At 54.4% G+C, this 16,636-nt stretch carries 15 protein-coding genes and 5 tRNA genes; 16 read left to right on the top strand and 4 right to left on the bottom strand.

The genetic code is table 11. The features are described 5' to 3' along the window. The first annotated feature begins 13 nt into the window (after positions 1-13). The 9 genes from IAD09_03955 to IAD09_03915 all read left to right on the top strand — a co-directional run bounded on the left by IAD09_03955 (position 14) and on the right by IAD09_03915 (position 3,373). A complete protein-coding gene (locus tag IAD09_03955; protein HIT81376.1) occupies positions 14-769 on the top strand; it encodes a triose-phosphate isomerase in 756 nt (251 codons plus the stop codon). 74 nt (positions 770-843) lie between these two features. After that, positions 844-1,329, top strand: a complete 486-nt coding sequence (locus IAD09_03950; protein HIT81375.1) for an SPOR domain-containing protein — start codon at positions 844-846, stop codon at positions 1,327-1,329. A gap of 3 nt (positions 1,330-1,332) precedes the next feature. Further along, a complete protein-coding gene (gene folE / locus IAD09_03945; protein ID HIT81374.1) occupies positions 1,333-1,932 on the top strand; it encodes a GTP cyclohydrolase I FolE in 600 nt (199 codons plus the stop codon). Between the two features lie 96 nt (positions 1,933-2,028). Continuing rightward, positions 2,029-2,101 (top strand) — tRNA-Gly (locus IAD09_03940). Positions 2,102-2,130: 29 nt separating this feature from the next. Further along, positions 2,131-2,206 (top strand) — tRNA-Gly (locus IAD09_03935). Between the two features lie 21 nt (positions 2,207-2,227). Continuing rightward, a tRNA-Leu gene (locus tag IAD09_03930) sits at positions 2,228-2,312 on the top strand. Between the two features lie 25 nt (positions 2,313-2,337). Continuing rightward, a tRNA-Leu gene (locus tag IAD09_03925) sits at positions 2,338-2,424 on the top strand. 69 nt (positions 2,425-2,493) lie between these two features. Next, positions 2,494-3,234 (top strand): 1-acyl-sn-glycerol-3-phosphate acyltransferase, encoded by a 741-nt coding sequence (locus IAD09_03920; protein HIT81373.1) that lies wholly within the window; start codon positions 2,494-2,496, stop codon positions 3,232-3,234. A gap of 68 nt (positions 3,235-3,302) precedes the next feature. Continuing rightward, a tRNA-Gln gene (locus tag IAD09_03915) sits at positions 3,303-3,373 on the top strand. Between the two features lie 57 nt (positions 3,374-3,430). Here the strand turns inward: IAD09_03915 and IAD09_03910 are convergent. The 3 genes from IAD09_03910 to IAD09_03900 all read right to left on the bottom strand — a co-directional run bounded on the left by IAD09_03910 (position 3,431) and on the right by IAD09_03900 (position 5,683). Continuing rightward, complete coding sequence (locus IAD09_03910) at positions 3,431-4,048, bottom strand: hypothetical protein (protein HIT81372.1); 618 nt, start codon at positions 4,046-4,048, stop codon at positions 3,431-3,433. A gap of 605 nt (positions 4,049-4,653) precedes the next feature. After that, positions 4,654-5,349 carry an LrgB family protein gene (locus IAD09_03905; GenBank protein HIT81371.1) on the bottom strand — a complete coding sequence of 232 codons (696 nt, stop codon included), beginning with the start codon at positions 5,347-5,349 and terminating at the stop codon, positions 4,654-4,656. Beyond that, positions 5,330-5,683, bottom strand: coding sequence for a CidA/LrgA family protein (locus tag IAD09_03900; GenBank protein HIT81370.1), 354 nt, complete (start codon positions 5,681-5,683; stop codon positions 5,330-5,332). Before IAD09_03900 ends, IAD09_03905 begins: the two co-directional genes overlap by 20 nt. Positions 5,684-5,967: 284 nt before the next feature. On the opposite strand from IAD09_03900, the gene IAD09_03895 reads away from it, so the two are divergent. The 6 genes from IAD09_03895 (at position 5,968) to IAD09_03870 (ending at position 12,439) form a co-directional block, all read left to right on the top strand. Then, entirely contained in the window at positions 5,968-6,729 is a 762-nt protein-coding gene (locus tag IAD09_03895) for a DUF1295 domain-containing protein (protein HIT81369.1), read from the top strand. 21 nt (positions 6,730-6,750) lie between these two features. Next, entirely contained in the window at positions 6,751-7,968 is a 1,218-nt protein-coding gene (locus tag IAD09_03890) for an NADH:flavin oxidoreductase (GenBank protein ID HIT81368.1), read from the top strand. A 74-nt stretch (positions 7,969-8,042) separates the two neighbouring features. Continuing rightward, the gene (locus IAD09_03885) at positions 8,043-8,894 is read left to right on the top strand and encodes an SDR family NAD(P)-dependent oxidoreductase (GenBank protein HIT81367.1); all 852 of its coding nucleotides are present in this window, start codon (positions 8,043-8,045) and stop codon (positions 8,892-8,894) included. A 47-nt stretch (positions 8,895-8,941) separates the two neighbouring features. Then, the gene (locus IAD09_03880; GenBank protein ID HIT81366.1) at positions 8,942-11,101 is read left to right on the top strand and encodes a S46 family peptidase; all 2,160 of its coding nucleotides are present in this window, start codon (positions 8,942-8,944) and stop codon (positions 11,099-11,101) included. Between the two features lie 208 nt (positions 11,102-11,309). After that, positions 11,310-11,870, top strand: a complete 561-nt coding sequence (locus tag IAD09_03875; GenBank protein HIT81365.1) for a sugar O-acetyltransferase — start codon at positions 11,310-11,312, stop codon at positions 11,868-11,870. Positions 11,871-11,875: 5 nt separating this feature from the next. Further along, positions 11,876-12,439, top strand: coding sequence for a hypothetical protein (locus IAD09_03870; protein ID HIT81364.1), 564 nt, complete (start codon positions 11,876-11,878; stop codon positions 12,437-12,439). Positions 12,440-12,514: 75 nt separating this feature from the next. On the opposite strand, the gene IAD09_03865 is transcribed toward IAD09_03870, so the two are convergent. Next, positions 12,515-13,981 carry a DEAD/DEAH box helicase gene (locus tag IAD09_03865; protein ID HIT81363.1) on the bottom strand — a complete coding sequence of 489 codons (1,467 nt, stop codon included), beginning with the start codon at positions 13,979-13,981 and terminating at the stop codon, positions 12,515-12,517. Positions 13,982-14,819: 838 nt separating this feature from the next. On the opposite strand from IAD09_03865, the gene IAD09_03860 reads away from it, so the two are divergent. Then, positions 14,820-16,636: SEL1-like repeat protein (locus IAD09_03860; GenBank protein HIT81362.1), on the top strand; the 1,817-nt coding region annotated here is incomplete at its 3' end.

Below are 16,636 nucleotides of genomic sequence, written 5' to 3'. Positions count from 1 at the left end.
CATATAATCGATTATGAGAAAAAACATTGTCGCAGGGAACTGGAAAATGAACAAAACCCTGCAAGAAGGTTTGACATTGGCAAAAGGTATTGAAGCCGCTTTGGCAGGTAAAAAAGTAAATTGCGATGTGATAATCGGTACCCCCTTTATCCATCTCGCATCGGTAGCACAAGCCATCGATACGGCCAAAATAGGCGTTGCCGCCGAGAACTGTGCCGACAAGGCCTCCGGCGCTTACACCGGTGAAGTATCGGCCGCCATGGTTGCATCGACCGGCGCCAAATATGTCATCTTGGGACACTCCGAGCGTCGTGCCTACTATCACGAGACGCCCGAAATCCTCAAAGAGAAAGTGCTTCTCGCCCTGGCCAACAACTTGACCCCGATATTCTGCATCGGCGAAGTGCTCGAAGAACGTGAAGCCGGCAAACACTTCGATGTCGTAAAAGACCAAATCGAAGGGTCGCTCTTCAACCTCCCGGCCGAAGAGTTCGGAAAAATCATTCTCGCCTACGAACCCGTATGGGCCATCGGTACCGGAAAAACCGCAACGGCCGCCCAAGCCCAGGAGATGCACGCCTTTATTCGCCAGACCCTCGCCGGGAAATACGGGAAAGAGGTGGCCGAAAACTGCTCAATCCTCTATGGCGGAAGCTGCAAACCGTCCAATGCCAAAGAGCTCTTCGCCAATCCCGATGTCGATGGCGGACTCATCGGCGGTGCTGCTCTCGAAGTAGAATCGTTCATGGGTATCATCGAAGCATTCTAAGTATAACCCCAATGCGAGTGCACCGGGAGGATTTCGCACCGTCCCGGGCCTCGTTTTATTCCCGATTTACCGTTATGACCCTGAAATCGCTCTTCCTATCCCTCCTCGTCGTGTGCGGGGCTTCTGTCGCAAAAGCGCAGGAATACACCACCGACACGACCATCGTGCAGTCGTTGCAACGCTCGGTACAAGGCGCCCGGGTCGTATTGCACCAGGATTCGGCACTCGACGTGCGCCTCTCCCGCAACAGCGGCACGTTGAAGGTCGACAAAGACGGAAACATCGCCACGCAGGGATACCGCATACAACTTTTCTCCGACAACAAGCGCGACTCCCGCGAAGAGGCCGAGTTGCGTTCCGACGTCGTGGCACAGGATATGCCCGAGATTCCCATCTATGTAACTTACCTCTCCCCCTTTTGGCGTCTGCGAGTAGGCGATTATCGCACCTACGAAGAAGCCAATGTGCAGATGCAGAAGTTGAAGAAAAAATTTCCCAAATATTCGGTCGAGATGCGTATCGTCAAAGACGAAATCGTGTTGCCCTTATATAAAGAATAATACATGTCCGACAGTATAAAGAATCTTTCTGACGACCAGCGCGTGGAACTGTTGGCCGCCCATTACAAAGCCATACTCGAAATTCTGGGCGAAGACCCCACCCGCGAGGGCCTCGTAAAGACGCCCCTGCGTGCAGCCAAAGCCATGCTCGCGCTCACATCGGGCTACAAGAAGTCGCCCGAAGCCATCATCAAATCGGCCATTTTCAAAGAAGAATACGGCTCCCGCGGACAAATGGTCGTTGTCAAAGACATCGAGTTTTACTCGTTTTGCGAACATCACATACTCCCGTTCTTCGGGAAAGTCCACATCGGCTATGTGCCCAACGGTTGCGTGACCGGTCTCAGCAAGCTGGCCCGCCTTGTCGATGCCTTTGCCCGCCGCTTGCAGTTGCAGGAACGGCTCACGGCCGAGATATGCGAGAGCTTGCAGGCTGCCCTCGACGCACAAGGTGTCATCGTCGTCGTCGAGTCGCGCCACCTCTGCATGCAGATGCGCGGGGTAGAGAAGCAGGGCGCCGTGACCACGACCAGCTCCTACACGGGTGTTTTTGAAGAATTGGCGCGTCGCGAAGAATTTTTTGCCATGATTGGCCGTCGGTAAATGCCTCATTTACAAAACGCATTTATTTTTGTAGAAAAAAAACGACATAACTATTTGCACAAGTCAAACAACCGTCGTATATTTGCAACCGCAAACGCGAAAATAGCTCAGTTGGTAGAGCATAACCTTGCCAAGGTTAGGGTCGCGGGTTCGAGTCCCGTTTTTCGCTCTACAAAATTTCTTTGACATATTGATCATGCGAAAATAGCTCAGTTGGTAGAGCATAACCTTGCCAAGGTTAGGGTCGCGGGTTCGAGTCCCGTTTTTCGCTCCATTCGTTTTACGAAGTTCTCGAGCCCAAATGGCGGAATTGGTAGACGCGCTAGTTTCAGGGACTAGTGTTCATTACGAACGTGCAGGTTCGAGTCCTGTTTTGGGCACCTTCATATAAACGAAACGTTATTTGTCCGGGTGGTGAAATTGGTAGACACGCTACTTTGAGGGGGTAGTGATCATTGGATCGTGTGAGTTCGAATCTCATCTCGGACACCAAGAAAAAGGCATTGTAAATCGTTACAATGCCTTTTTCTGTATTTACACATTCTTAATACCCGTTCGGTTATGATTATCCTGCGTTTTCTTTACCAGTGGCTCATCGTCATGCCCATCATGGTAGTCGTCACGATTATCGCGGCTCTTGTCACCATCATCGGTTGTTTCCTCGGCGACCATCGCGTGTGGGGATATTATCCCGGACTCATTTGGTCGCGCCTCTTCTGCATCGTATCTTTGGTGCACGTCGAAGTCAAGGGTCGCGAGAAACTCGACCGCTCCACCTCTTATGTCTTTGTGGCCAACCACCAGGGCGCCTACGACATATTCCTGGTCTATGGCTATCTCGGGCACAAATTCAAATGGATGATGAAAAACACCTTGCGCCGCATACCTTTTGTCGGGGCGGCCTGCGCTGCCGCGGGATTCATCTTCGTCGACCGCTCGGGCAAGGGACTGCGCGAGACATTGGCCGCCGCCGAGAAAATCCTCACCCGCGGCATGTCGCTCGTCGTTTTCCCCGAAGGTTCCCGCACCCCCGACGGACACCTGCACCGTTTCAAGAAAGGAGCCTATCAGATTGCCGACGACCTCTCCTTGCCCGTCGTACCCATGACCATCGACGGCTCTTACCGGGTACTGTCGAAAAATTCCAAAATCATCCGCCCCGGGAAAATCACCCTCACCATACACGAGCCCGTGTATCCCGGTGCCGATGGACACTACGATATGGACGCACTCATCGACACGACCTACCGCGCCATCGAGTCTGCCTTACCGCAACGAGGCCCGATTGCTAACAAAAGTTAATCGACAGAAAAAAGCCTTCGCAAAGCATACAGCATATCAAATAAATTTGCACCTTTGCAGTCGAAAATTGCCCGGTGGTGTAATGGTAGCACTTCGGATTCTGGTTCCGCCTGTGAGGGTTCGAGTCCTTCCCGGGCAACAATTTTCAGAGACAGAGGGTCTTATCAAATTTTTGATAAGACCCTCTGTCTTTTTGTCAGTCATCTGTTGCTTTGCAACATGAAATTACAAAATTTCGTGCTTTATCTGCCGAGGATATTGCTCCTGTTCCATCGAAACCAAAAACCGTTTCATTCGTAAAACGGCCGTCTCGCCAAATCACACGAAGAAAAGCTGCCTCATGTTTATCTCTTTTTTTCCAGGCAAGAGAATAAAGACCGGCAACAAACATTCGAGGTATCGTAATACGGCTCTCAAAAGTCGTTTCGTCTTCAACACGGGCATCCTCAATGTTGTTGCATAGAATTTTAAAACCTTCTATTGCAGAAGGAGGAAATACGTTGTATTCAGTTTCTCCTATTTGATAAAAAACTATATGTCCAGTTTCTAATCGTCCGTACACAATATCGGGTGCCGGGCTTTTCACCTTCGGGTGCCCATATACATAATGCCCCATAAATTCAAACCCATCGGTGAGGTACCTTTCCTTTTGTTTGAGTTTTTTATAGTCAATCTTGCAACCCCAAATGAATACGATAATGAACACGATCACGATCAAATAAAAAAAAGCTACGGCCGTTGGGTCCATACCTAAACTGCTGCATGATGACAAAAAAAGAAGAGCAAAGGTCAATGCAAGGATAACGCGTCTCATAATGTGATTCTTAGTATTTGTCAAATATATTAAAAAATAATGTGCTCGTGCAAATGGTGAGGGTATTTTTTAATATACGCCTCTGCCGTGACATGGAGTGGTGAGGGTTAATTGCAGATTTTGTTTCATTTCCTGTGTTACCTCGCTTTCACTTCGGCCGATGTCATTCCGGGGCTCCGCCCGGAATCCGGAGCCCCCTCCGAGCGAGAAGGAGCCCCAATGATAGGGAAAAAGAAAAAGCCGCCCTTATCGGGCCGGGAGGGCGGCAGCCGAGAGCGGAAAGAGGGCGAGGACTGTGTGAGCGCAGCGAGTTCCGCAGCCCCCGAGCGAGGCGTCGGCGTCTGAGCGAAAAAGCCCGATACCGGGCGGCGGTTCTTCTTGGTTCGTTCTTCTCACCGAAGAGAAGAATGAACAAAAAGCCCCTTGGATTCCCCGTCAAGCGGGGAATGACATTCGGCAAGGAAATGGCAGGGCACAAAAGGGCGTATAAAATGCACCGACAGGGAAGTCCGCAGTTCTTCCTTCACAAAAAACGGGAACAACCGTGCAACCGGCATGGGAAGCGGTGCCGAAAACGTACGGAAGGAAGGCAACCAAGCCAAGGCTCAGAGCAATCCCAGCAGGCGGAGTATCGTGGGGGTGAGCAGGGCGGTGAAGATACCGTTGAGGGTGAGGCCGAGGCTGGCATAGGCGCCATACTTGCCGCTCACCTCCATGGCAGCCGAGGTGCCCACGGCATGGGAGGCGGTACCCATGGAGAGCCCCTGCGCAATGGGACTCTTGACATGGCCGAGCGCCAAGACCTTGAAACCGAATATTGCCCCGAAGATGCCCACACACACCACCACGGCAGCCGTGAGCGAGGGTATGCCGCCGACGGCCTGCGTCACCTCCATGGCGATGGGGGTAGTCACCGACTTCGACGCCAGCGACACGATGACCTCCTGTGTGGCACCCAACAGCTTGGCCACCAGCACCACCGAGACGATACCCACGAGGCAGCCCACCAACTCGGAGATGATGATGGGCAGGAGCTGTTTCTTGATGGTTTCGAGTTGCAGGTAGAGGGGCACGCCGAGGGCCACAACAGCGGGTTTGAGCCAAAACTCGATGAGGTATCCGCCCTCCTGATAGGTGTCGTAACTGATGCCGGTGAAGCGCAGAAAGACGATGAGCAGGGCGATGGTTATCAAGATGGGATTGAGCAGAACCAATCCCGTCTTCTTCTGCAACACCTTGGCGGCAAAAAAGATGGCGAAGGTGAGCGTGAGCAGGAAGAATTTATTTTCGAAGAAGTCCATTGGTTTTTCGGGTTAACTGGTGAGACCAACCGGTAACGACCAGCACCAACATGGTGCTGACTACCGTTGCGATGACGATGGGCCAAAACTGGGCCGCTATCACGTCGAAATAGAGCATGAGCGCCACACCGGGCGGCACGAAAAAGAAGCCGAGGTTGGCAACCAGGAAATCGGCCAGGCCGCGCACCCAATGCAACTTGACCCAGCCCAGTTTAAGAAACAACGTGAGCAACAACATTCCGATGATGCTCGACGGGAGCTTTACTCCGGTGAGATAGACGATGAGCTCGCCCAAAGCCAAGCAACCGAAGAGAATAGCACATTGTCGTACCATAATTTCAGGACCTATTGAAAAATTCGGCGCAAAGGTACAACTTTTAAGAAATTTGTCGCACGACCTCATTCAAAAAGACGGAAAAAACTTCTTGGGGAAACGAAAGTTTTTCCCTACCTTTGTAGAGGATTGGAGCCGGCTCGGCTTTGCCTAATCGAAAAACTTGGGTTTTCATTTGCCACAGCTCTCGCCTTTCACTATTTTTGTCGAGTTTTTCCCCGTAACGGAGGAGAAGCGACACAACATACCGAGAACAAAAATCACACCAATGTCACATGACAGGAATCGCACTTCACGAATTTAACATTTTCCTACTGATAATGAGCGGCATAGCAGCCGTTGTCTTCGTAGCGCTTTACTTTCTCAAAGCCGGATACGGCATGTTCAGGGACAGCCGTTGGGGCATCTCGCTCAACAACAAGGTGGCTTGGGTGCTGATGGAAGCCCCCGTGTTTATCGTCATGGCCCTGCTGTGGTGGGGGTCGGAACGACGCTTCGAGACGGCACCGCTCATCATCTTCCTGCTCTTCGAGCTGCACTATTTCCAGCGGTCGTTTGTCTTTCCCTTCCTCATGAAAGGGAAAAGCCGCATGCCGGTGAGCATCATGCTCATGGGAGTCGTCTTCAACGTGCTGAACGGTTTCATGCAGGGCGAATGGCTCTTCTACCTCGCCCCGGCCGACCGCTACACGACCGAGTGGCTCACCACGCCGCCATTTATCATCGGCACCCTCATCTTCTTCACGGGCATGGTCATCAACTGGCACTCCGACAACGTGATACGCCACCTGCGCCAACCGGGCGACACCCGTCACTACCTGCCGCAGAAGGGGCTGTATCGCTATGTGACCTCGGCCAACTACTTCGGCGAACTGGTCGAGTGGACAGGTTTCGCCATTCTCACCTGGTCGGCAGCCGGAGCGGTATTCGCCTGGTGGACATTTGCCAACCTCGTGCCCCGCGCCAACGCCATCTACCACCGCTACCAACAGGAATTCGGCACCCAAATGGGCAACCGCAAACGCATCTTCCCGTTTCTATATTGACACAAACAACTCCGACATATCATGGAATCGAAACTTTTCACCCCGGTAACCATCGGTCCGCTCACCTTGCGGAACCGCACCATACGCTCGGCCGCTTTTGAAAGCATGTGCCCCGGTAACAAACCCTCCCAAAAACTGCACGACTACCACAAATCGGTAGCCGACGGCGGCGTGGGCATGACCACCATCGCCTATGCGGCCGTGTGCCAAAGCGGCCTGTCGTTTGACAGCCAGCTGTGGATGCGCCCCGAAATCGTGCCGGGACTGAAAGAAATCACCGACGACATACACCGCTCCGGCGCCGCCGTCTCGATACAACTGGGACACTGCGGCAACATGTCGCACAAGAAAACATGCGGCGTGATACCCGTCTCGGCATCGAGCGGATTCAACCCCTACTCGCCCACCTTCGTGCGGGGACTGCGCAAAGAGGAATTACCCGAGATGGCGAAGAACTTCGGCCGCGCCGTGAACCTGGCCCGCGAAGCCGGCTTCGACGCCGTGGAGATACACGCCGGCCACGGATACCTCATCAGCCAGTTCCTCTCGCCCTATACCAACCACCGCAAAGACGAATACGGCGGCTCGCTCGAAAACCGCATGCGCTTCATGGACATGTGCATGGAAGAGGTCATGAAGGCCGCCGGGAACGACCTCGCCGTCTTTGTAAAAATGAACATGCGCGACGGCTTCAAGGGCGGCATGGAAATCGACGAGAGCCTGCAAGTGGCCCACCGCCTCGAACAGTCGGGCGCCCATGCCCTGGTCCTGAGCGGCGGTTTCGTGAGCCGCGCCCCCATGTATGTGATGCGCGGCACGATGCCCCTCAAAACGATGACCTACTACATGGACTGCTGGTGGCTGAAATACGGCGTGAAAATGTTTGGCCGCCTGATGGTGCCCACGGTACCTTTCAAAGAAGCCTATTTCCTCGAAGACGCGCTGAAATTCAGGAAAGAACTGAACATACCGTTGGTATATGTGGGCGGTCTCGTATCGCGGGCCAAAATCGACGAGGTGCTCGACTGCGGCTTCGAGGCCGTGCAGATGGGGCGCGCCCTGCTCAACGAGCCCGGTTTCGTAAACCGCATGGCGCGTGAAGAAAATGCCTGCAACAACTGCGGGCACAGCAACTACTGCATCGCCCGCATGTACTCCCTCGACATGGCTTGCCACCACAAGGTCGAGGGTCTGCCCGACTGTCTGCAAAAAGAAATCAAGAAACTGGAATTCAAATAAATCACACACGACGTCGGGCAACGCGCCTCTCGCCCCGCAGGAGGAAATGCCGTCCAAGACGCACAATCATGAAAATGAAAAAAAATATCGCAGTCATTACCGGTGCCGACGGTGGCATGGGCCGGGAAATCACCCGGGCCGTAGCGGCCGCAGGATATCCGGTCGTCATGGTCTGCTACAACCCCGAGAAAGCCGAGCCCGTGCGCCGCTCTATCATCGAACAGAGCGGGAACAAAGCCATCGAAATCATGCAGGTCGACCTCTGTTCTCTGGCCTCGGTAAACCGTCTGGCCGAAGAGCTCCTGCAACGCAACACCCCCATCGACCTGCTCATGAACAATGCCGGCACCCTCGACCCCCGTCACATCGAGACCGTCGACGGTCTGGCGCGCACAACCAGCGTCAACTACGTCGCCCCCTACCTGCTCACCCGCAAGCTGCTCCCGCTCCTGCACCGCGGAAGCCGCATCGTCAACATGGTATCGTGCACCTACGCCATCGGCCACATCGAGTTGCCCGACTTCTTCACCCGCGGCCGGAAAGGCAGCTTCTGGCGCATTCCCATATACAGCAACACCAAACTGGCCCTCACCCTGTTTACCCTCGAACTGGCCGACCGGCTCAAAGAGCAAGGCATCACCGTAAACGCCGCCGACCCGGGTATCGTGTCGACCAACATCATCAAGATGCACAACCCGGTCATCGACACCCTGTGCGACCTCTTTTTCAGGCCGTTCATTCGCACCCCCCGGCAAGGAGCCGCCACGGCCATCGGCCTGCTGCTTTCGCCCGAAGCCGAAGGCCGCACGGGAACGTTCAACGCCAGTTGCCGGGTAAAACCACTATCGGCCAAATACACCGAACACCCCATGCGTCAAACCTTGTGGGACGAGACCGAGAAAATCGTCAAGAAATACCTGTCCTGAAATCCGCATATTTTATAACCGAACATACGCACTAAAAACAAAACCTTATGAAGTTAAGAAAAAGATTGGCAACCCTCCTTGCCGCAACCCTCGCCCTCTCGCCGGCCATGGCCGATGAAGGCATGTGGCTCCTGCCCTTCCTCAAACAGCAAAACAGCGAACAGCTGAAAAAGGCCGGTCTGCTCATCGATGTCGACGACATCTACAACCCCGACAGCACCTCGATGAAAGACGCCGTAGTCATCTTCGGCGGCGGTTGCACCGGCGAAATCATCTCCTCCGAAGGACTGATTCTCACCAACCACCACTGCGGTTACGACGCCATACAACAACACAGCACGGTCGAGCACGACTACCTCACCGACGGATTCTGGGCCATGAGCAAGAAAGATGAGCTGCCCACCCCGGGACTGCAAGTGCGGTTTATCGAGAAAATCGTCGAGGTGACCGACTCCATCGACAAGGCCGTCGAAGAGTCGGGCGACGAGATGAATGCCTACAACGCCGCATTTCTCAACAAACAGGCCCGTAAAATGGCCGGCGAGAAATTCCTGGCCGAAAACCCCTTCACCGAAGTAGTCATCAAACCGTTCTACGGCGGCAACCGGTACTTCATGTTCACCATCACCGTCTACAACGACATACGCATGGTAGGCGCTCCCCCCTCGTCGATAGGCAAATTCGGGGCCGACACCGACAACTGGATGTGGCCGCGCCACACGGGCGACTTCTCGCTCTTCCGCGTCTACACCTCACCCGACGGCAAACCGGCCGAGTACAGCGCCGACAACGTGCCGATGAAACCCAAACGTTACTTCAACATCTCGCTCAAAGGGGTAACCGAGAACGACTATACCATGATTATGGGTTTCCCCGGGACGACCAACCGCTACTACACCTCCTGGGAGGTAAAAGACATGCGCGACGTAGTGAATGCCACCCGCATCGCCATGCGGGGAGTGCGTCAGGCCGAGTTGCTCGACGAGATGCTGGCCGACCCTGCCGTGCGCATACAATATGCCAGCAAATACGCCCGTTCGAGCAACTATCATAAAAACGCCATCGGCATGAACCGCGGCATCGACAAGTTGAACGTCATCGGCGAAAAACAAGCGGGCGAAGAGGCTTTGCGCCAATGGGCCCGCGCCAACAACCACCCCGAGTACATCGCCGCCCTCGACAGCATCGCCGCCGTCATGGACGAAATGTCGGCCGTCAATCTCGCCTATTACCAACTGCTCGAAGGCGTGGCCATCGCCATCGAATATACCCAGGTACCTCCCACGGCCGCCTTGATAAAAGCCCTCAAAGAGAAAAACCAACCGCGTGTCGACTCCCTGATGACGATACTGAAAGAGAACTACGCCCAATTTGCCGACAAAGACTACAACGCACAAGTCGACCGCCGGGTGGCCAAAGCCATGCTGAAAGCCTACCGCGATGCCGTGCCCGAGGGTGAACGCATCGCCATCTTCGACCTCATCGACAAGAAATTCAAGGGCGACATCGACCGCTATGTCGACGCCGCTTTCGAGAAATCGGTATTCGCCAGCCAGGCCAACTTCGAGAAATTCTGCAAAAAGCCCTCGGCCAAGACGCTCGAAAACGACCTCATGGTTGCCCTGCGCAACGCCTACATCGAGAAGTCGCTCGAACTGGCGGCCGAGCGCAAACCGCTGAGCGACCGCCTCACCCGCGCCAAGAAGGTGTATATCAAAGGTCTGCTCGACATGGCCGGTGATGCCCCCACCTATCCCGATGCCAACTTCACCATACGTCTCACCTACGGAAACGTGCTGCCCTACTCCCCGGCCGACGGTGTCGACTACCGCTACTACACCACCCAACGCGGCATTCTCGAAAAAGAAGACCCCGACAACTGGGAATTTGTGGTACCGGCCAAGCTCAAAGAGCTCATTCTCAAAAAGGACTTCGGCGAGTATGCCATGGCCAACGGCGACCTGCCCTGCTGCTTCCTGAGCAACAACGACATCACGGGCGGCAACTCGGGCAGCCCTGTCATCAACGCCAAGGGTGAACTCATCGGCGCCGCCTTCGACGGCAACTGGGAAGCCATGAGCGGCGACATCGTCTTTGAGAAAGACCTGCAACGCTGCATCAACGTCGACATACGATACATTCTCTTCATCATCGACAAATATGCCGGCGCACAGAACCTCATCGACGAAATGACCATCATACGATAAAGACGTTTCCTCTCGTCAATCACACGGCGGGCCGCTTTACGAAAGCGGCCCGCCTTATTTTAGCCGTAAAAATAAATCGAGCCAACTTGGCAATGAATACTATTCAATCAAAAAAAAACAGTAATTGAGGGCTTTCTTTCTGTAACATGTCTACTTGGTAAATAAACCGAGCTTTCTACTTTTGCTTCGCAACTTCTACAAAAAAAACATGGATATTTTTGAAAGAATGAGAGCAGGCGAACTGATTCTCGAAAATGACCCCGACTATTACTTGTTACAGGAAGCCTTCGAGTCGGGACTGAAACTTGTCAATGAACTCAACAACAAACCTCACACCGACGAAGAGGTTCGAGAGATTCTCGGTCGGCTCACAGACAGCCACATCGACGACACGGTGCGTATATTCCTTCCTTTCCACACCGTATTTGGCCGATTTACCCGATTAGGGAAAAATGTCTTTATCAACTCGGGGTGCACCTTTCTCGACCGAGGTGGCATCACACTCGAAGATGATGTTTTCATCGGCCCGCAAGTATGTCTCATCACAGAAAATCACCCCGAAGAGCCTCATTTGCGACACAACGTCTACACTCGCCCCATTGTCATCAAACGCAACGCTTGGATAGGCGCCGGCGCCATCGTCTTGCCCGGCATCACGGTGGGTGAAAATGCTATTGTGGGCGCCGGTTCGGTTGTCACAAAAGATGTTCCTGCCAATGCGATTTATGCCGGGAATCCGGCTCGATTTATCCGCAACATAAAAATATAATTGCCATGAAAAACCGACTCTCCATTCTGTTGTTCGTCGTATGTTTGTCGGCAGGTACCATTGCCTGTTCGACCGACGAGCCCCCTATGCCCTCGGATACCCCGACTCAGACAACGCCAACTTCCACCCCAGATGAAAACATTGGCAACGAAAGTTCGGCAGGAGACAGCGATGTAGAAAACCCCGAAGGGAATGACAACAATGAAGATGACGTCCCAACCGAGACCAATATGATGCATGTAAAAATAGGCAATGCCACTTTTACCGCCATACTCGAAAACACCCCTACCACCACTGCACTCAAAGCACTACTCCCGATGACGGTTGTAATGGAAGAACACGCCGGTAATGAAAAGTTTTACTACCTGCCGCAAAGCCTGCCCACCGACTCTTATCAACCGGGAACCATCTACGCAGGAGACATCATGCTGTGGGGCAACGACTGCCTGGTCTTATTTTACAAGACTTTCTCGAGTCCATATAGCTACACTCGAATAGGACACATCGACAATCCTGCTGGACTGGCACATAGCGTGGGTGGGGAAAACATCACAATCCGTTTTGAATAAATATATTCAAGCATCTAACGACAAGAAGGGGCTGCTTCCCGGGGGAAGCAGCCCCTTCTTGTCGTTACAGAATATCTATTCGTCCTGTGCCGGAGCCGGGGTATTACCGGCCGGAGAATTGTTCCCGCCGTTGCCTCCCCGGCGACGACGGTGATTGCGGCGGCGGGATTTCTTTTGTGGAGCATCGCTTCCGGCCGAAGACGACGGTGTGGCGGGTGCTGCCGTGGAATCGGGCGCCGGCACTTCGGCGGACGTTTTCGTACGGTTGCGACGATTCTCGTCCTTCCCCGGGCGGACTTCACGGGAAGAGCGACCCGATGCGCCTCCTCCCCCCTTCCGCGAACGGCCGCGTCCGCCTTTGCGGGAAGAGCGGCGGTCGAGCGCGAGTATGTCATAGTCGGGAGCTTCACCCAGCCCCTCGGGCAGCGGTGTCTTGGGAATTTCGCGTTCGAGGAATTTCTCGATACGGTAGAAACGCTCCTGGTCATCGACCGAGACAAACGTGATGGCTTCGCCCTCGGCATTGGCCCGGGCGGTGCGGCCGATACGGTGGATATAATCTTCGGGGTCGTGCGGCACGTCGTAGTTGATAACCAGCACAATATCGGTAATGTCGATGCCTCGTGACACGATGTCGGTCGCCACAAGAATATCTATCTTGCCGTTTTTGTAGTCGAGCATGACCTCTTCGCGCTGGGGCTGGTCGAGGTCGGAGTGCATGGCCCGGGCGTTGTAATGACGCCGGCAGAGTGTCGTCGTGAGTTGTTTTACTTTGAGTTTCGACGAAGAAAAAATGATGGTTTTCCCTTTGACGCCTTGGGCAAAAATAGCATTGATGATGCCCATTTTCTGGGGTTCGTAGCAGATGTAGGCCGATTGGCGTATCGACTCGTTGGGCTTGGATATGGCGATGTTCACTTCGGCCGGTTCGTGAAGAATCTGACGGGCAAGTTGCCGTATCTTGGGCGGCATGGTCGCCGAGAAAAGCAGGGTCTGACGCCCCTCTTTGGGCAGGAACGAACAGATTTGCATGATGTCATCGTAGAATCCCATGTCGAGCATGCGGTCGGCCTCGTCGAGCACGAGATATTCGACCCCGGAGAGATCGCCCTTGGTGTTGAGCAGGTGCGATATGAGACGGCCGGGCGTGGCAATCATCACATCGGCGCCCATTTGCAGGCCGCGTTTCTGCTGGTCCCATTGGGCGCCATCTCCACCGCCGGCAACGACAAACGTCGAGATGGGGAGGAAATAGGAAAAACCTTCGAACTGCATGTCGATCTGCTGCGCCAATTCACGGGTGGGCGCTATGACGATGGCCCGCACACAATCGCGCGACGAAGGGCGGCGGGTGAGCAGGTTGAGCAACGGCAATATATAGGCGGCCGTCTTGCCGGTACCGGTCTGGGCACAAGCAATGAGGTCTTTCCCTTCGAGAACGACGGGAATGGTGGCCTCCTGCACGGGCGTCGCCTCTTTGAAGTTCATCGCATCGAGACCTTCCAGCACATCGGGTTCAAGATCAAAATCTTCAAATTTCATATTTACTTTTTTTTTCGAGGGACAAAGATAGTGAAAGGCGAGCGCAGAGGCAAGGAGAAAACAACGTTTTCATCATTGACTATGCCGAGCCGCGTCATTTGTCATTCCGAGCGTCTTCATTCCCGCCCCTTCTCTCAATCATTCCGGGTGCCCCCTGTCATTCCCGAGCGTTCCTCTCTCTGTATCATTCCGCCACTCCTCTCTGTCATTCCGGGCGTTTCTTTCTGTCATTCCCGCCACAGAGCGGGAATCCAGTGGTGTGAAAAAGGTCGTTTTATGGATTCCCCGTCGAGCAGGGAATAACAGTACCCTCACCCTTCAAGGGAAAAGGGTGAAGGGAACAAAAGGGATACAAGCAAATACGCGCAAATAGGGAAAAAAGAAAAAAACGCCCTTATCGGGCAGGGAGGGCGGCAGCCGAGAGCGGAAAGAGGGCGAGGACTGTGTGAGCGCAGCGAGTTCCGCAGCCCCCGAGCGAGGCGTCGGCGACCGAGCGAAAAAGCCCGATACCGGGCGGCGGTTCTTCTTGGTTCGTTCTTCTCACCGAAGAGAAGAATGAACAAAAAACCCCATGGATTCCCCATCATGCGGGGAATGACACCCTTTTGCCATTCCTGCGACCCCTCTGTCATTCCCGCCACGGAGCGGGAATCCAGTGGTGTGAAAGAGGGCGTTTTGTGGATTCCCCATCATGTGGGGAATGGCAGAAAAGGGGAATGACAAAAACAAAAATTGCTTCTCGGTGAAATTTTGTAAATTTGTGAAAACATTCTATTTTTGCACATGAGGTGCGGTCGCACCCAAAACCGCACCCAACAAAGGATTTAGACTCAGCAACATGGCTCACACAAGAATATCCCAAAGAGGACTTGTTTTTATTCTTCTGATTATTTTCGGACTCTCCGGCACTGGCTTGTCGGCTCAGAACATCTCGGTGAAAAGTTTCCGCCTGTTGGAGACCGACCTCACGGCCAACACCGCCGGCACACTGAAAAAAGACCAGAACAACGAAACGGCCGCCCTCATAAAAGTCGTTACCACCGAAACCGACTTCGTCTTCGACGGCGGCATGCTGGGTATCGTGGGCACGACCCAACGTGCCGGCGAGATATGGGTGTATGTGCCGCCCAAATCCCGCAAAATCACCATTTCTCACCCGCAATTGGGCGTGTTACGCGACTATTTCTACCCCATATCCATCGAGGCGGGGCGCACCTACGAGATGGTGCTGGCTACCGGTCGGGTGACGACCGTCGTGCAGGAGAGTGCCGGCGGGCAATATTTGGTGATGAAGGTCTCCCCCTCCAACGCCGAGGTGAGCATCGACGAGGTGCCCTATGAGGTGGAAAACGACGAAGTGACCGTCTTCCTCAAATATGGCAAACACACCTATCGCGTATCGGCCGCCCTGCACGAGCCCGAGGTGGGACAAATCGACATGGGCAACACCAAGAAAGAGATGGCAGTGACCTTGCGGCCGGCCTACGGTCTGCTGCAAATCGAATCGGACCCGACCGGCGCCGAGGTGTATATCGACGGCGATTACGAGTCGGCCGGCACCACGCCGTTCACCACCAAACGTCTTGTTCCAGGGCAACACCGGCTGCTGTTCAAGCGGGCCGAATATAAGAACCACGCCCTCGACATCACCGTGCCGGGCGACGGGTCGACACAGCCCGTGCGGGCCACGTTGCCGCCCAACTTCGCCCTGACGACCATCACGGCGGCCGGCGATGCCGATATTTATGTCAATGACGAACGGAAAGGAAACGGCCGATGGAGCGGCCGACTGACGACCGGGCTCTACACCATCGAGGCACGCAAGGCGTCACACTACCCCACCCGGCAGACTGTCGAAATCGCAGCGGGTGAACAGCGGCACATCGACCTGGCGGCTCCCGTACCCCGCTACGGCTCGCTCAACGTAAGCACCCGACCGAGCGGTGCCACCGTGGCCATCGACGGCGTAACCCTCCCGGGCACAACCCCCAACATCTACACCGACGTACTCATCGGCGACCACACCTTCACCCTCACCAAGGCGGGCTGCGCCCCCATCGAGCAGCGCATCACCGTCGAAGAGGGGCAGGTACTTCCCCTCGACTTCACCCTGCAAGACGACTCCGAGACACTCTACAACATCGGCCTGCGCTATTACAACGGCGATGGTGTGACGCAAGATTATGCAAAAGCCGTCAACTGTTTCCGTCAAGCGGCTGAGCAAGGTTATGCTACGGCCCAAAACAACCTCGGAGATTGTTATTACGACGGTCAAGGCGTGACACAAGATTACGCACAGGCCGTCAGTTGGTACCGCAAAGCCGCAGAACAAGGAGATACCGCAGCTCAATTCAGGCTTGGATTCTGCTATGAATACGGCCGAGGAGTCTCAAAAGACTACGCACAGGCCGCCGACTGGTACCGCAAAGCCGCAGAGCAGGGAAATGGCACAGCGCAATATTTTCTCGGATACTGCTATGGCAAAGGCCAAGGAGTCACCAAGGATTACACACAGGCCGTCAACTGGTACCGCAAAGCCGCCGAGCAGGGAAATGCCGCAGCCCAAAACAACCTCGGATACTGCTATGGCAAAGGCCAAGGGGTCACAAAAGATTCCGCACAAGCCGTCTACTGGTTCCGCAAAGCCGCCGAGCA

It is taken from the genome of Candidatus Caccoplasma merdavium (assembly GCA_018715595.1).
GTDB classification, from domain to species: Bacteria; Bacteroidota; Bacteroidia; order Bacteroidales; family UBA11471; genus Caccoplasma; species Caccoplasma merdavium.
Note: the sequence above shows the minus strand (reverse complement) of the source record. Positions and strands in the feature narration are given on the sequence as shown.

Bases quoted from the DNA above. Each gene is read 5' to 3' on its own strand.
- IAD09_03955 (HIT81376.1), top strand. From the start codon at position 14: ATGAGAAAAAACATTGTCGCAGGGAACTGGAAAATGAACAAAACCCTG.
- IAD09_03950 (HIT81375.1), top strand. From the start codon at position 844: ATGACCCTGAAATCGCTCTTCCTATCCCTCCTCGTCGTGTGCGGGGCT.
- folE (HIT81374.1), top strand. From the start codon at position 1,333: ATGTCCGACAGTATAAAGAATCTTTCTGACGACCAGCGCGTGGAACTG.
- IAD09_03920 (HIT81373.1), top strand. From the start codon at position 2,494: ATGATTATCCTGCGTTTTCTTTACCAGTGGCTCATCGTCATGCCCATC.
- IAD09_03910 (HIT81372.1), bottom strand. From the start codon at position 4,048: ATGAGACGCGTTATCCTTGCATTGACCTTTGCTCTTCTTTTTTTGTCA.
- IAD09_03905 (HIT81371.1), bottom strand. From the start codon at position 5,349: ATGGACTTCTTCGAAAATAAATTCTTCCTGCTCACGCTCACCTTCGCC.
- IAD09_03900 (HIT81370.1), bottom strand. From the start codon at position 5,683: ATGGTACGACAATGTGCTATTCTCTTCGGTTGCTTGGCTTTGGGCGAG.
- IAD09_03890 (HIT81368.1), top strand. From the start codon at position 6,751: ATGGAATCGAAACTTTTCACCCCGGTAACCATCGGTCCGCTCACCTTG.
- IAD09_03885 (HIT81367.1), top strand. From the start codon at position 8,043: ATGAAAAAAAATATCGCAGTCATTACCGGTGCCGACGGTGGCATGGGC.
- IAD09_03880 (HIT81366.1), top strand. From the start codon at position 8,942: ATGAAGTTAAGAAAAAGATTGGCAACCCTCCTTGCCGCAACCCTCGCC.
- IAD09_03875 (HIT81365.1), top strand. From the start codon at position 11,310: ATGGATATTTTTGAAAGAATGAGAGCAGGCGAACTGATTCTCGAAAAT.
- IAD09_03870 (HIT81364.1), top strand. From the start codon at position 11,876: ATGAAAAACCGACTCTCCATTCTGTTGTTCGTCGTATGTTTGTCGGCA.
- IAD09_03865 (HIT81363.1), bottom strand. From the start codon at position 13,981: ATGAAATTTGAAGATTTTGATCTTGAACCCGATGTGCTGGAAGGTCTC.